This is a genomic window from Brenneria sp. L4-2C, assembly GCF_040240335.1.
GTDB lineage: Bacteria > Pseudomonadota > Gammaproteobacteria > Enterobacterales > Enterobacteriaceae > Brenneria.
This window is the reverse complement of record NZ_JBEIAC010000021.1, coordinates 1-14,200: the sequence shown is the minus strand read 5'-3', so window position 1 is coordinate 14,200 and position 14,200 is coordinate 1. Positions and strand designations below refer to the sequence as shown.

Here is a 14,200-nt window from a genome sequence, read left to right as displayed (position 1 = left end):
GATTCAGTAGTCCCACGTATCAGGATCGATCCCCATCTCGCGCATGATGATTTTGGCGGCTTCGGGAATTTCATCACTGCGCTCTTTGCGTAAATCTTCATCGTTTGGCAGCGGCTGGCCGGTGAACGCGTGCAAAAAGGCTTCGCACAGCAGCTCGCTGTTGGTTGCGTGACGCAGATTGTTAACCTGACGGCGGGTTCGCTCATCGGTTAATATTTTCAATACCTTAAGAGGAATAGAAACAGTAATTTTCTTAACCTGTTCGCTCTTTTTTCCGTGTTCAGCGTAGGGGCTGACATACTCGCCGTTCCACTCAGCCATGGGATACCTTAAAAATAGTCGTAAGAAGACAGCAATCTGTCATGAAATAGCACGATTCTAGCGGTTATTATGCTTATGCTCAATCTATACGCAAAGAAGTTTAGAAGTCTAGATGTATTGACGTCCAAGTCAACTGGGTTTACTCTTTATTCCCTACTTTCAGCTTCCAGCCAGGAAAAGAGCAGATGACGCGTAAACAGGCTACCATCGCAGTTCGCAGCGGGTTAAATAATGACGAGCAATACGGCTGCGTTGTCCCCCCTATTCATCTTTCCAGCACGTATAACTTTACCGGATTCAATCAGCCAAGGGCGCACGACTACTCCCGCCGGGGTAATCCAAGCCGCGATGTGGTTCAGCGCGCGCTGGCCGAACTGGAAGGCGGCGCGGACGCGGTGATGACCAGCAGCGGCATGTCGGCCATTATGCTGGTGTGTACGGTCTTTCTGCGCCCCGGCGACCTGCTGGTCGCGCCGCATGATTGCTATGGCGGCAGCTATCGTCTGTTCGACAGCTTAAGCAAACGCGGCGCGTTTCGCGTCAAGTTTGTCGATCAGGGCGATGAAGCCGCGCTGAAGGCGGCGCTGGAAGAGAAGCCGAAACTGGTGTTGGTGGAAAGCCCGAGCAATCCTTTGCTGCGCGTGGTGGATATCGCCGCGATCTGTCAGGCGGTGCGTGAAGCGGGCGCCGTCAGCGTGGTGGACAACACTTTCCTGAGCCCTGCCTTACAGCAGCCGCTGGCGCTGGGCGCGGATTTGGTGCTGCACTCCTGCACCAAATACCTGAACGGCCATTCCGATGTGGTCGCCGGGGCGGTGATCGCCCGCGATGCGGAAACCGCGACCGAACTGGCCTGGTGGGCGAACAATATCGGCGTAACCGGCGGCGCGTTTGACAGCTATCTGCTGCTGCGCGGTCTGCGTACGCTGGGGCCGCGCATGGCCGCGGCGCAGCGCAATGCCTTACAGCTGGTTGAGTATTTACAGCAACAGCCGCTGGTGAAAAAATTATATCATCCTTCGTTGCCGCAAAATCCCGGTCACGAGATTGCCCGTCGCCAGCAAACCGGTTTTGGCGCGATGCTGAGCTTTGAGCTGGACGGCGATGAAGATACCCTGCGCCGCTTCCTGGCATCGCTGGAGCTGTTTACGCTGGCGGAGTCGCTGGGCGGGGTGGAAAGCCTGATTTCCCACGCGGCGACGATGACGCACGCGGGAATGGCGCCGGAAGCGCGCGCCGCCGCCGGGATTTCAGAAACATTGTTACGTATATCAACCGGGATTGAGGACGGCGACGATCTGGTCGCCGATCTGGCGCGTGCATTTCAGGCCGCAGCGAAGGGGTAAGCATGAGTGCATCAGGAGTAGCGGAAACAGTAACCGGCCGGCAACTGCACAAATTCGGCGGCAGCAGCCTGGCCGATGTGAAGTGTTACCAGCGCGTCGCCGGTATTATGGCCGAACACAGCCAGCCGGGCGATTTAATGGTGGTTTCCGCCGCCGGCGGCACCACCAACCAGCTCATCAGTTGGTTAAAGCTGAGCCAAAACGATCGTCTTTCCGCGCATCAGGTTCAGCAGGCGTTGCGCCGTTATCAGAGCGAGCTGATCGCCGGATTATTACCTCCTGAAGCGGCGGAGCCGCTGACCAGCCTGTTTATACGCGATCTGGAGCGTTTGGCCGGGCTGCTGGACGGTAAGATCAGCGATGCCGTGTATGCCGAAGTCGTCGGCTACGGCGAAATTTGGTCGGCGCGTCTGATGGCCGCGCTGCTTAACCAGATGGATATTCACTCTTCCTGGCTGGATGCGCGTGATTTTCTGCGCGCCGAGCGCGCCGCGCAGCCCCAGGTGGACGAGGCGCGCTCCAGACCGCTGCTGCAACAGCGCCTGGAACAACATAGCGGACAACGTCTGGTGGTTACCGGGTTTATCTGCCGCAACGAAGCGGGGGAATCGGTGTTGCTGGGGCGCAACGGCAGCGACTATTCCGCCACCCAAATCGGCGCGCTGGCGGGCGTTGAGCGGGTGACGATCTGGAGCGATGTCGCCGGGGTTTACAGCGCGGATCCGCGTAAAGTCAAAGATGCCTGCCTGCTGCCGCTGCTGCGGCTGGATGAAGCCAGCGAACTGGCGCGCCTGGCTGCGCCAGTGCTGCATACCCGGACATTGCAACCGGTATCCGGCAGCGATATTGATTTGCAACTGCGTTGCAGCTACCAGCCCGAGCAAGGTTCTACGCGTATTGAACGCGTACTGGCGTCGGGTACCGGCGCCAAAATCGTCACCAGCCATGACGATGTTTGTCTGATTGAAATTCAGGCGGCCGCGGGACAGGATTTCCCACAGATGCAAAAAGACGTCGAGCAGTTACTGAATCGTTCGCAGATTAAACCGCTGGCGACGGGAATTCATCACGACCGTAACCTACTGCAACTGTGTTACACCACGGAAGTGGTCGACAGCGCCTGGCAACGACTGAGTCAGGCCGGGTTATCGGCACAGCTGACCCAGCGTGACGGTCTGGCGCTGGTGGCGATGGTGGGGGCCGGCGTTTGCAATAATCCTTTGCATAGCCACCGTTTTTACCAACAGTTGAAAGATCAGCCGACAGAGTTTATCTGGCAATCGGAAGACGGCATCAGCCTGGTGGCGGTGCTGCGCGTCGGGCCGACGGAACATCTGGTTCGCGGGCTGCATCACTCGTTGTTTCGCGCGGAAAAACGCATCGGTCTGGTGCTGTTCGGCAAGGGAAACATCGGTTCTCGCTGGCTGGAGCTGTTCGCCCGCGAACAGTCGCACCTTTCCGCCCGTACCGGGTTTGAGTTTGTACTCGCCGGCGTGGTGGACAGTACCCGAAGCTTGCTGAACTATGACGGGCTGGACGTCAGCCGGGTGTTGGCGTTTTTCGACAGTGAAGCGCAGGAGCGTGATGGCGAAGACCTGTTTCTGTGGATGCGCGCGCACCCCTATGATGATTTAGTCGTACTGGATGTGACGGCCAGCGAATCCGTGGCGGATTTGTATCTCGATTTCGCCAGCTACGGTTTCCATGTGATCAGCGCGAACAAGCTGGCAGGGGCGTCCGGCGGTAATAATTACCGTCAGATTCGCGACGCTTTTGCCAAAACCGATCGTCATTGGCTATACAACGCCACGGTCGGGGCGGGGTTGCCGGTGAACTTCGCCGTGCGCGACCTGAGGGAAAGCGGCGACAGCATTCTGGCGATCAGCGGTATTTTTTCGGGAACGCTGTCGTGGCTGTTTTTGCAATTCGATGGTTCAGTGCCTTTTATGGATCTGGTGGATCAGGCTTGTCAGCAGGGACTGACGGAGCCGGATCCGCGCGTTGACCTCTCGGGGCAGGATGTGATGCGTAAGCTGGTGATCCTGGCGCGTGAGGCGGGATATGAGATTGAGCCCAGTCAGGTACGGGTTGAATCGCTGGTGCCGGCGGGTTGCGAGGAAGGTTCCGTCGATCAGTTCTTTGAGAATGGGGAATCGCTGAACGAGCAGATGTTGCAGCGGCTGGAGGCGGCTCAGGAGATGGGCATGGTTCTGCGCCATGTCGCGCGCTTTGACGCCAATGGCAAGGCTCGCGTTGGCGTCGAGGCGGTCAGGCCCGATCATCCGCTGGCTTCCCTGTTGCCGGGCGACAATGTGTTTTCGATTGAAAGCCGCTGGTATCGGGATAACTCATTGGTGATCCGTGGTCCAGGCGCCGGACGGGATGTCACAGCCGGCGCGATTCAGTCGGATTTGAACCGCCTGGCGCAGCTGCTTTGATCGAAAAATAGCGATTCTTAACCGTCGTTTTGGCAAATCGTGTGCGCAGCTGTCGGCGCACACGATAGCTTGCGTTACTCAGCTTCACATTGCTCCGCGTTCATCTATTTTCGTCCGCTCTGCCTTGCAAGTCGGTTTCCATCCGCGCATACGCCGTTCATCGACGATGATGAGCTTTTTTCATATACGATGAATAATCATCAGCATGCTGGCGGGTAAAAAGATTGACTCTTTGGGTGGATTGCGTCATTTTTTATATAGACGTCTAAACGTATAGACGGTTATGAGAACGATAACAATAGCACTGGTTAATAGGATAGGCAGGTATGAGTTTTTTTCACGCAAATCAGCGGGAAGCGCTGAATCAGAGTCTGGCGGAATTGCAGGGACAGATTAATGTGTCATTTGAATTTTTCCCTCCGCGCACCAGCGAGATGGAAGAAACGCTCTGGAACTCCATTGACCGGCTGAGCAGCCTTAAGCCGAAGTTTGTTTCCGTGACCTACGGCGCCAATTCGGGTGAACGCGACCGAACCCATAGCATCATCAAAACCATTAAAGAACGCACCGGGTTGGAAGCGGCGCCGCACCTTACCTGCATCGACGCCTCTCATGAACATTTACGCGAGATCGCGCAGGATTACTGGCAAAGCGGTATTCGCCACATTGTGGCATTGCGTGGTGATTTGCCCCCTGGCGGCGGCAAACCGGAAATGTATGCCGCCGATCTGGTCGCGTTGCTGAAAGACGTGGGTGATTTTGATATTTCCGTCGCCGCCTATCCGGAAGTTCATCCCGAAGCCAAAAGCGCTCAGGCGGACCTGATTAATCTGAAGCGTAAGATTGACGCCGGCGCCAATCGGGCGATCACCCAGTTCTTTTTTGATGTGGAGAGCTATCTTCGCTTCCGCGATCGCTGCGTGTCCACCGGTATTGATGTTGAGATCGTACCCGGAATTCTGCCGGTTTCCAACTTCAAGCAGCTACAGCGTTTCGCCACTATGACCAATGTACGCGTACCGAACTGGATGACGTCGATGTTTGAGGGGCTGGATAACGACCCTGAAACCCGCAAAATGGTCGGGGCGTCTATTGCCATGGATATGGTGAAAATTCTGAGCCGCGAAGGCGTAAAGGATTTTCATTTTTACACCCTCAATCGCGCCGAATTGAGCTATGCGATTTGCCATACGCTGGGGGTACGCCCGGCGGTCGGCTGAACGAAGAGATGCTGCGACAAAACGTTGGAAATGTGCAAAACGTCGTTATTAACTTTAAAACCCTGCCGGCGCAGGGTTTTTTTGTGGTTATCTCTCTGCAAAAATTTTTGCGGCGGTTTGTTTTCTTATTCTTAAAAAATGACGCGATTCAGTTTTATACACCGATATTTCCCAACAATTATTTAATTATCCTCTTTTATTGTGGTTAATTGCGATATTTTCCTTGTTATAAAAAATTCCTTAAACATCCGCCTTAAATGTGTCGTTAATAGCAGTACACAAAATGCGATTAGTGCCAAATTGCTTGAATACGCCCGCTAACTCGTTATAGCGTGGCAGATGGCCGGAGGATCTGGCCGCTAAAAGCCTCTGGTGAAGAAAAAGTAATGGCCGTTTTATCATTGAACAACGCGTTTGTCGTAACCCCAATTCGTTGGTCGTCCTTGCGCGTATGGGGAAGTCATCTGTGGATTTTGCTTACCTTTCCGGCTGGGCGGCATCAAGCCGACTGATTAAGAGTAAAAGTGTGGTGTTATCTGGGTAAAAATAAACTGATACGCTTCGATGGAAAGCATGATTCATTTGAATATTGATAGGGAAAACCATCTGTTGCTAATCTTTCTATCGTTAATTGCTATCATGATAAGGAGAATAATAAATGAATATTCGGGATTTAGAGTATCTGGTGGCGCTAGCAGAACATCGTCATTTTCGGCGTGCCGCAGACTCTTGCCACGTTAGTCAGCCGACGCTCAGCGGACAAATCCGTAAGCTGGAGGATGAGTTGGGCGTGATGTTGCTGGAAAGGACCAGTAGAAAAGTATTGTTTACCCAGGCGGGTTTATTGCTGGTTGAACAGGCGCGCACGGTATTACGCGAAGTTAAAGTATTGAAAGAGATGGCCAGTCAGCAGGGTGAAACGATGTCAGGGCCGTTGCATATCGGCTTGATCCCGACCGTCGGCCCCTACCTGTTGCCGCAGATCATTCCGATGCTGCACCGCACATTCCCCAAACTTGAAATGTACCTGCATGAGGCGCAAACCCATCAGCTTCTGGCCCAGTTGGACAGCGGTAAGCTCGATTGCGCTATCCTGGCTCTGGTGAAGGAGTCTGAAGCCTTTATTGAAGTGCCTTTGTTCGATGAACCGATGAAACTGGCGATTTATCAGGATCACCCCTGGGCAAACCGGGAACGCGTGGCGATGGCCGACCTGGCCGGCGAAAAATTACTGATGCTGGAAGATGGGCATTGTCTGCGCGATCAGGCGATGGGATTCTGTTTCCAGGCCGGCGCGGACGAAGATACGCATTTCCGCGCCACCAGTCTGGAAACGCTGCGAAATATGGTGGCGGCGGGCAGCGGCATTACGCTGTTGCCGTCGCTGGCGGTGCCTCATGAACGCGAACGGGATGGCGTGTGCTATTTGCCGTGTCATAAACCCGAGCCGAAACGCACCATTGCGCTGGTCTATCGCCCCGGCTCGCCGCTGCGCGGACGCTATGAGCAACTGGCAGACACCATCCGCGAGCATATGCAGGGCTACATGGAAAACGCGTCAAAACAGGCGGTTTAGTCCATTCAGCGCCGCAACCCGATAGGCTTCCGCCATGGTCGGGTAATTGAAGGTGGTATTAACGAAGTATTCGATAGTATTGCCTTCACCCTTTTGTTCCATAATCGCCTGGCCGATATGAATAATCTCCGCCGCTCGCTCGCCGAAACAATGAATCCCCAGTATCTGTTTCGTTTCGCGGTGGAATAGGATCTTCAGACTGCCCACGTTCATACCGACAATCTGCGCGCGCGCCAGATGTTTGAACTGCGCGCGGCCTACCTCATAGGGAACCTTCATCGCCGTGAGCTGCTGTTCGGTTTTCCCCACGGAACTGATTTCAGGAATGGTGTAAATCCCCGTGGGAATATCCTCAATCAGATGGGCGGCGGCATCCCCTTTGACGATCGCCTGCGCGGCAAGACGCCCCTGGTCGTAGGCGGCGGAGGCCAGACTGGGATAACCGATGACGTCGCCGACGGCGTAAATATGCGCCAGTCCGGTCTGGTACAGGCTGTTGACTTTTATCTGCCCGCGACTGTCGGTGCTTAGGCCGATATTTTCCAAACCGAGCGTTTCCGTGTTGCCGGTGCGTCCGTTGGCGTACAGCAGGCAATCCGCCTTCATTTTTTTGCCGGACTTGAGATTAACGATAACGCCATCCTCCACCCCTTCAATACTGTCGAACTCTTCGTTATGACGGATCACCACGCCATTGTTCCAGAAGTGATAAGAGAGCGCGTCCGACATCTCCTGATCGAGGAAGGCCAGCAGGCGATCGCGGGTGTTGATGAGATCGACCTTGACGTTGAGGCCGCGAAAGATCGACGCGTATTCACAACCAATCACGCCCGCGCCATAAATAATGACGTGCCGTGGTTCGTGGTCGAGCTGCAAAATGGAATCGCTGTCGTAGATCCGGGAGTGGCTGAAATCGACTTCGCCGGGGCGGTAGGGCCGAGAGCCTGTGGCGATGATGATATTGGCCGCCGTCAGCGTGTCGTGAGTGTTGTCCGGATAGTGAATGGCAAGGGTATGTTCATCAATAAAACGGGCTTCGCCAGAGAGCAGATCGCATTGGTTACGTTCATAAAAACCCTGGCGCATTTGGGTTTGCTGGCCGATAACGCTGTCGGCGTGGCGCAGAATATCGGAGAAAGAAGAGCTGATGATGCGCGCGTTGTCGCTGTAGAGCGGGTTCTGGTTAAACTCGATAATACGGCTGACGGCATGGCGAAGCGCCTTCGAGGGGATGGTTCCCCAATGGGTGCAACCGCCGCCGACATTGTAATGCCGCTCAATCACCGCAATTTTCGCCCCTTGTTTGGCTAATCCCATGGCGGCGCCTTCACCGCCGGGGCCGGAACCGATAACGATGGCGTCATAATCGAACTGTTTTGGTATGGTCATGTAGGGTAACCTGTTCTATACAAAACAATAACGTGATTGTAACATCCGCCGGGGCGGAACCCAATAATTCTTATGTTGGTGATGGAAACCTATGATCACATTTTTAATATGACAAACTTTGTCTCAGTATGCTGACAATAAAGTTTGCTATAGTGATTTTTTGGCAAGGAAACGGATGATTTGGGCAGGATAATGGGTGTCAGAGCACAACAAAAAGAACGGACGCGTCGTTCCCTCATTGAGGCGGCATTCAGCCAATTGAGCGCGGAGCGCAGCTTTGCCAGCCTGAGTTTGCGTGAGGTCGCGCGTGAGGCCGGTATCGCGCCGACGTCTTTCTATCGCCACTTTCGTGATGTGGACGAACTTGGGCTGACGATGGTCGATGAAAGCGGGCTGATGTTGCGTCAGTTGATGCGCCAGGCGCGCCAGCGGATTGCCAAAAGCGGCAGCGTGATCAAAACGTCTGTCTCGACCTTTATGGAATTCATCGGCAACAACCCCAATGCCTTTCGACTGTTATTGCGTGAACGTTCAGGGACTTCCGCCGCGTTTCGTGCGGCTGTCGCGCGTGAGATTCAGCATTTCATTGCTGAACTGGCCGACTATCTGGAGGTCGAAAATCATATTCCACGCAGCTTTGCGGAGGCGCAGTCGGAAGCGATGGTCACTATTGTTTTCAGCGCCGGCGCGGAAGCGTTGGATGTCGGTCTGGAACAGCGCAAGCAGCTGGAAGAGCGGCTGGTATTGCAACTGCGCATGATTTCCAAAGGCGCTTACTACTGGTACCGGAAAGAACAGGATAGTGGAGCAAGCACGTCGTAAATCACAGGCACGAGAAGAGAAAAGCTATGACAGAACAATCCCAGCATCATTATCGACAAAAAGGAACGCTGATTTTGGCGTTGGTCGCAGGTTTATCCGTTAACGGTTCATTTTCGGCGTTATTCAGCGCACTGGTTCCGTTTTCGATATTTCCTCTGATTGCGCTGGTGTTATCCGTATATTGCCTGCATCAGCGTTATATGAACCACAGCATGTCTGAAAGCGCGCCGTTGCTGGTGGCCGCCAGTTTCCTGCTGGGATTGTTGCTTTACAGCGCCATCGTTCGGGTTGAATACCCTGCCATTGGCTCAAATTTCATTCCTTCGATTCTTTGCGTGGCGCTGGTGTTGTGGATTGGCTTCAAGCTGAAATTCCGCTCATCGGCCAATGAGGGCGATACCTCGGAAGTATGAGACGCAGGCAGGCGGTTAAGCCTGCCGGAGCATGCGCTTACGGCTGTTTCTCCAACAGTACGCCGCATTCCATGTGGTGGGTGTAAGGAAACTGGTCGAACAGCGCCAGTCGGCTTATGCGATGGGTTTTCGTCAGCGTTTGCAGGTTATGACATAACGTTTCCGGGTTGCAGGAAATGTAAAGAATGCGCGGATAAGCCTGCACCATGTTAAGCGTTTCCGGATCCAGCCCGCTACGCGGCGGATCGACGAAAATGGTTTCGCAGCGATAATCCGTTAACTCAATGCCTTGTAATCGCTTAAACTGACGAACGCCGTTCATGGCCTGGGTGAACTCTTCCGCCGACATGCGAATAATCTGCACGTTATCAATGTGATTGGCGGCAATATTGTATTGCGCGGCCGCGACGGACGGTTTGGCGATTTCGGTCGCCAGCACGCGGTCAAAATTGCGCGCCAGCGCCAGCGAAAAATTCCCATTGCCGCAGTACAGCTCCAGCAAATCCCCGGTTGCATCTTGCGTTGCGTCCAGCGCCCATTCCAGCATCTGAATGTTCATGGTGGCGTTGGGTTGGGTGAAGCTGTTTTCCACCTGCCGATAAATCATCTCGCGGCCGGCGATGGGCAGACGCTCGTCAACATAATCCCGATCCAGGCAAATCTTGGTTTTGGTCGCCCGGCCAATCAGTTGGATCTGGAAACCCTGCGCGCGCAATGCGTCCCGCAGCGTAATGGCATGCTGTCGCCATTCATCATCCAATGCCCGGTGATACAACAGGGAAACCACTATCTCGCCGCTCAGTGTGGAAAGGTAGTCAATCTGGAACAATTTGCGCCGCAAAACGGGGTTGGGGCGCAGGGCGGCAATCAGCACTGGCATCAGTTGGTTTATTAACTCACTGGCGGCCGGAAAGCTATCGACGCGAATACGCTGTTTGGTCTGTTGATCAAACATGATGTGGTAAAGGTCGTCGTCGTCATGCCAGACGCGAAACTCGGCGCGCATGCGATAGTGGCTGGCGGGAGAACGAAATACCGCGGGTTTTGGCGCATTGAATGATGCCATCATGTTGCTAAGACGTTCTGTTTTCTGTGCTAGGTGGTTGTCGTATTGTTCAACGGGCAGGTTCTCTGGCGTCATGGTTTTCTCATCTGAATGGCATCAAAAAGGGCTTTGTTAGCCGGAAAATCCAGGCGATCCGGCTGGGAAGTCCAGTTTCGTAATGTTATTACTCTGTAATGAAATAAGAGACTAGACCTCCGGATAGCGCGATCGTAGCATGAAAATCCGGCCTTTTATTACAAGTTAAAAGGGAATCCAGTGTGAATCTGGAGCTGACGCGCAGCGGTAAGGGAAGTCCGAGCGATAGCATGATGCAGACACTGTCTTATTTAAAGATGGGAAGTCATCGCTCTGTGTTGCTACGAATGGTTGTGACCAACCGTCAGAGACGTAGCGACGGCCCCAAGCCCGAAGACCTGCCGGTATACGTCGCAGTAACCACGATCGCGTGCTATTTATCGTGGTAATGCGGCATCCTGATATATGATTTTGGATGCTCGACTCATGTTTAATAAAACCTTGCTGCTGGCAGCGCTCCCTGTCACAGCTTTTTCCGCCTGGGCGCAAGACAGTGCTTCACCGCAAAAGAATACCGATGAGCTGGTCGTTACGGCGAGCCGGTTCCCTCAACCCGTTTCCTCCGTTCTCGCCCCCATCGATATCGTTACCCGTGATGATATCGACCGTTGGCAGGCGAAAAATGTATTAGAAGCCATGCGTCGGTTGCCGGGCGTGGATATTGTGCAAAATGGGGGCATAGGGCAGTCAAGTTCAACCTTTATCCGCGGAACCAATTCAAGCCATGTACTGGTGTTGATTGACGGCGTCCGTCTTAATCAAGCAGGCGTATCCGGTACTTCAGATCTGAACCAGATCCCCATTTCCCTTGTGCAGCGCGTTGAATATATCCGTGGAGCGCGCTCCGCAGTTTATGGCTCAGACGCCATCGGCGGCGTCATCAATATCATCACAAGCCGTGATAAGGCAGGCTCGACGATTTCCGCCGGCATAGGATCCCATGGATATCAATCTTATGACGGCGCGACGCAGCAGAGGCTGGGGCAGAACACGGTCATTACGGCAGCAGGCAATTACACCTATACCAAAGGTTTCGATGTGGTTGCCGGCTTGCCGTCGGGCTCCACCGCTCGCCAGCCAGATACCGATGGTTTTATGAGTAAATCGCTCTGGCTGGATATTGCTCACCAATTTAGTGAGCAACTGGGCGGCTTCGCCCGCGTATACGGATTTGACAATCGTAGCGACTACGATGGTTATAGTGACTGGAATCATCCAGGCGTGGTTGCGGATACGCGTCAAGTTTATGGTCGTAGTTATTACACCGGCCTGCGTTTTCATGAAGGGATTTACGCCTCGCAGCTAACCGCCAGTTACAGTCGAAGTAAAGATTATAATTATGACCCCGCCTATGGGCCGTATTCGGCGTCAGCCACGCTGGATGATTCCGATCAGTACAACGTGCAGTGGGGAAATACGTTTGCTGTCGGAACGGGACATCTCAGTACCGGCGTCGACTGGATGAAGCAATCGATTCAGCCCGGCACCGCCTCTATTTCTCAAAGCAAGGATATACGCAATACGGGCCTTTACTTAACGTCTCAACAGCAGATTAAGTCTGTCATTGTAGAAGGCGCAGTCCGTAGCGATAACAACTCGCAGTTTGGATGGCATACGACCTGGCAAGCCAGCGCTGGCTGGGAGTTTATTGATGGTTATCGTTTGATCGGATCCTATGCGACGGCCTTCAAGGCGCCCACGCTGGGACAGCTTTATGCCGCCTCTACTTATTATTCAGGAAATGCTGAATTGAAACCTGAAGAATCACAACAGTGGGAGGGCGGCATTGAGGGATTAACGGGGCCGCTTTCCTGGCGGTTATCCGCATATCGTAATGAAATTGATAACCTGATTAATTTTTCAAACAACAGTTATTACAATATTGGTAAAGCAAAAATCAAAGGCGTTGAATGGACGGGGACTTTTGTCACTGGGCCACTGGAACATGAATTAACGCTGGAATACCTTGACCCGCGCAACGCCAAAACCAACGAGGTGCTGGTGCGGCGAGCCAAACAGAAAGCTAAATATCAGCTTGGATGGAATGTTTATGATGTCAATGTTGATATGATTTACCAATATAGCGGCAAACGGTTCGACACGGGCAATAGCCGTCTGCCCAGCTACAGCACGGTCGATCTCGCCGCTTCATATCCCGTCACCCCGCAGTTAACCGTTCGTGGTAGAATCGCCAACCTGTTTGATAAAGATTACGAGACGGCATATGGCTACCGTACGGCAGGGCGAGAATACTATCTCACCGGAAGCTATACCTTCTGACCTGCCAGCCCGACCTACCGTGCTGGTGTTTGATTCCGGCGTAGGCGGGTTGTCTGTTTATGATGAGATCCGGCGGCTATTGCCGGACCTTCACTATATCTACGCATTCGATAATGAAGCATTTCCTTATGGCGAAAAGCCGCAGCAGTTTATTATCGATCGCGTCCTTAACGTTGTTACGGCGATTCAGCAACGTCACCGGCTGGCGCTGGTGGTGATTGCCTGCAATACCGCCAGCACCATCTCTCTTCCCGCTTTGCGCGAGCGTTTCGCTTTTCCGGTGGTCGGCGTTGTGCCTGCAGTTAAGCCTGCCGCCAAGCTGACGCGTAATGGCGTTGTCGGCCTGTTGGCCACGCGCGCGACCGTACAGCGGCCCTATACGCATGAGCTTATCGCCCGCTTTGCCAATGACTGCCGGATATTGTCGTTGGGGTCTGCTGAATTGGTTGAGTTGGCGGAAGCCAAACTTCAGGGAAACAGCATCGCCACGAAAGACCTGCAAAAAATCTTGCGCCCGTGGCTACGACTGCCGGAACCGCCAGATACCGTCGTGCTCGGATGTACGCATTTCCCGTTATTGTCGGAGGAACTGCATTTAGCGTTGCCAAACGGTACTCGTCTGGTAGATTCGGGGTCGGCCATTGCCAGAAGAACGGCGTGGCTGATCGCCAATCTTGAGCAGGCGCCGGTTTCAGCGGAAAAGAATCTGGTTTATTGTCTGGCGATCACGCCGAAAGTGGCGACGCTTTGGCCGGTATTACAGCGTTATGGCTTTGCATCGCTGGAAAAACTACCGCTTTAATAGCCTTATGGGTAAATAATAAGCGCTTGGTGATTTTTTTGCATTTAGCGCTTGTAAGCCGGCGGGAAGTCCCTATAATGCGCTCCCACTGACACGGCAACGGCGATTACGCGGTTGTGACGACAGTAAGAAGCCAGGCAATAATCACTTGACTTCACAGCGGAATTGCATAATATATGCGGCCCGCGCCACGGGATAATGTGGCACTGCTCTTTAACAATTTAATCAGACAATCTGTGTGGGCACTCACAAGACCTATCGGCTAACGATATAAAAAAGTCTTGAAGAGTGACTAGCAGTAAATTCATTACGAATGAACAGTTACTAATTCTTTGAGCACAGCTATTAACTTAGCGAATCAAACAAATCTTAAATTGAAGAGTTTGATCATGGCTCAGATTGAACGCTGGCGGCAGGCCTAACACATGCAAGTCGAGCGGCAGCGGGAAGAA

The 14,200-nt window shown here is 53.5% G+C and carries 11 protein-coding genes, 1 rRNA gene, 1 pseudogene and 1 riboswitch; of the genes and pseudogenes, 9 read left to right on the top strand and 4 right to left on the bottom strand.

Annotated elements, in window-relative coordinates; translation table 11 throughout:
• Positions 1-3: 3 nt before the first annotated feature.
• Complete coding sequence (gene metJ, locus ABRZ26_RS21090) at positions 4-321, bottom strand: met regulon transcriptional regulator MetJ (protein ID WP_319606074.1); 318 nt, start codon at positions 319-321, stop codon at positions 4-6.
• Positions 322-506: 185 nt separating this feature from the next.
• Here metJ and metB point away from each other — a divergent pair, with 185 nt between their 5' ends.
• The 3 genes from metB to metF all read left to right on the top strand — a co-directional run bounded on the left by metB (position 507) and on the right by metF (position 5,325).
• Positions 507-1,667 (top strand): cystathionine gamma-synthase, encoded by a 1,161-nt coding sequence (gene metB, locus ABRZ26_RS21085; protein ID WP_319606073.1) that lies wholly within the window; start codon positions 507-509, stop codon positions 1,665-1,667.
• Positions 1,668-1,669: 2 nt separating this feature from the next.
• Complete coding sequence (locus ABRZ26_RS21080) at positions 1,670-4,105, top strand: bifunctional aspartate kinase/homoserine dehydrogenase II (RefSeq protein ID WP_319606072.1); 2,436 nt, start codon at positions 1,670-1,672, stop codon at positions 4,103-4,105.
• 326 nt (positions 4,106-4,431) lie between these two features.
• Entirely contained in the window at positions 4,432-5,325 is an 894-nt protein-coding gene (gene metF / locus ABRZ26_RS21075; protein WP_319606071.1) for a methylenetetrahydrofolate reductase, read from the top strand.
• Between the two features lie 255 nt (positions 5,326-5,580).
• Here the strand turns inward: metF and ABRZ26_RS21070 are convergent.
• A pseudogene (locus tag ABRZ26_RS21070) lies at positions 5,581-5,825 on the bottom strand (glutathione peroxidase); the annotation flags it as partial.
• A gap of 158 nt (positions 5,826-5,983) precedes the next feature.
• Between ABRZ26_RS21070 and oxyR the strand changes: the two are divergent.
• Complete coding sequence (oxyR, locus tag ABRZ26_RS21065; protein ID WP_319606070.1) at positions 5,984-6,901, top strand: DNA-binding transcriptional regulator OxyR; 918 nt, start codon at positions 5,984-5,986, stop codon at positions 6,899-6,901.
• On the opposite strand, the gene sthA is transcribed toward oxyR, so the two are convergent.
• Positions 6,884-8,284, bottom strand: a complete 1,401-nt coding sequence (sthA, locus tag ABRZ26_RS21060; protein WP_319606136.1) for a Si-specific NAD(P)(+) transhydrogenase — start codon at positions 8,282-8,284, stop codon at positions 6,884-6,886. The two genes, oxyR and sthA, sit on opposite strands and share 18 nt — an antisense overlap.
• Before the next feature lie 198 nt (positions 8,285-8,482).
• On the opposite strand from sthA, the gene fabR reads away from it, so the two are divergent.
• Together fabR and ABRZ26_RS21050 are read left to right on the top strand one after the other, a co-directional pair.
• The gene (gene fabR, locus ABRZ26_RS21055) at positions 8,483-9,112 is read left to right on the top strand and encodes an HTH-type transcriptional repressor FabR (RefSeq protein ID WP_319606069.1); all 630 of its coding nucleotides are present in this window, start codon (positions 8,483-8,485) and stop codon (positions 9,110-9,112) included.
• A 26-nt stretch (positions 9,113-9,138) separates the two neighbouring features.
• Positions 9,139-9,525: a YijD family membrane protein gene (locus tag ABRZ26_RS21050; protein WP_319606068.1), complete on the top strand. Its 387-nt coding sequence runs from the start codon at positions 9,139-9,141 to the stop codon at positions 9,523-9,525.
• A 37-nt stretch (positions 9,526-9,562) separates the two neighbouring features.
• On the opposite strand, the gene trmA is transcribed toward ABRZ26_RS21050, so the two are convergent.
• Complete coding sequence (trmA, locus tag ABRZ26_RS21045; RefSeq protein WP_319606067.1) at positions 9,563-10,666, bottom strand: tRNA (uridine(54)-C5)-methyltransferase TrmA; 1,104 nt, start codon at positions 10,664-10,666, stop codon at positions 9,563-9,565.
• A 130-nt stretch (positions 10,667-10,796) separates the two neighbouring features.
• A riboswitch (cobalamin riboswitch) is annotated at positions 10,797-11,026 on the top strand.
• A 66-nt stretch (positions 11,027-11,092) separates the two neighbouring features.
• On the opposite strand from trmA, the gene btuB reads away from it, so the two are divergent.
• The 3 genes from btuB to ABRZ26_RS21030 all read left to right on the top strand — a co-directional run.
• A complete protein-coding gene (btuB, locus tag ABRZ26_RS21040; protein WP_319606066.1) occupies positions 11,093-12,946 on the top strand; it encodes a TonB-dependent vitamin B12 receptor BtuB in 1,854 nt (617 codons plus the stop codon).
• Positions 12,891-13,748: a glutamate racemase gene (murI, locus tag ABRZ26_RS21035; protein ID WP_319606065.1), complete on the top strand. Its 858-nt coding sequence runs from the start codon at positions 12,891-12,893 to the stop codon at positions 13,746-13,748. The genes btuB and murI overlap by 56 nt, the downstream gene beginning before the upstream one ends.
• Positions 13,749-14,119: 371 nt before the next feature.
• Positions 14,120-14,200: ribosomal RNA gene (locus tag ABRZ26_RS21030) — 16S ribosomal RNA — on the top strand; the annotation flags it as partial.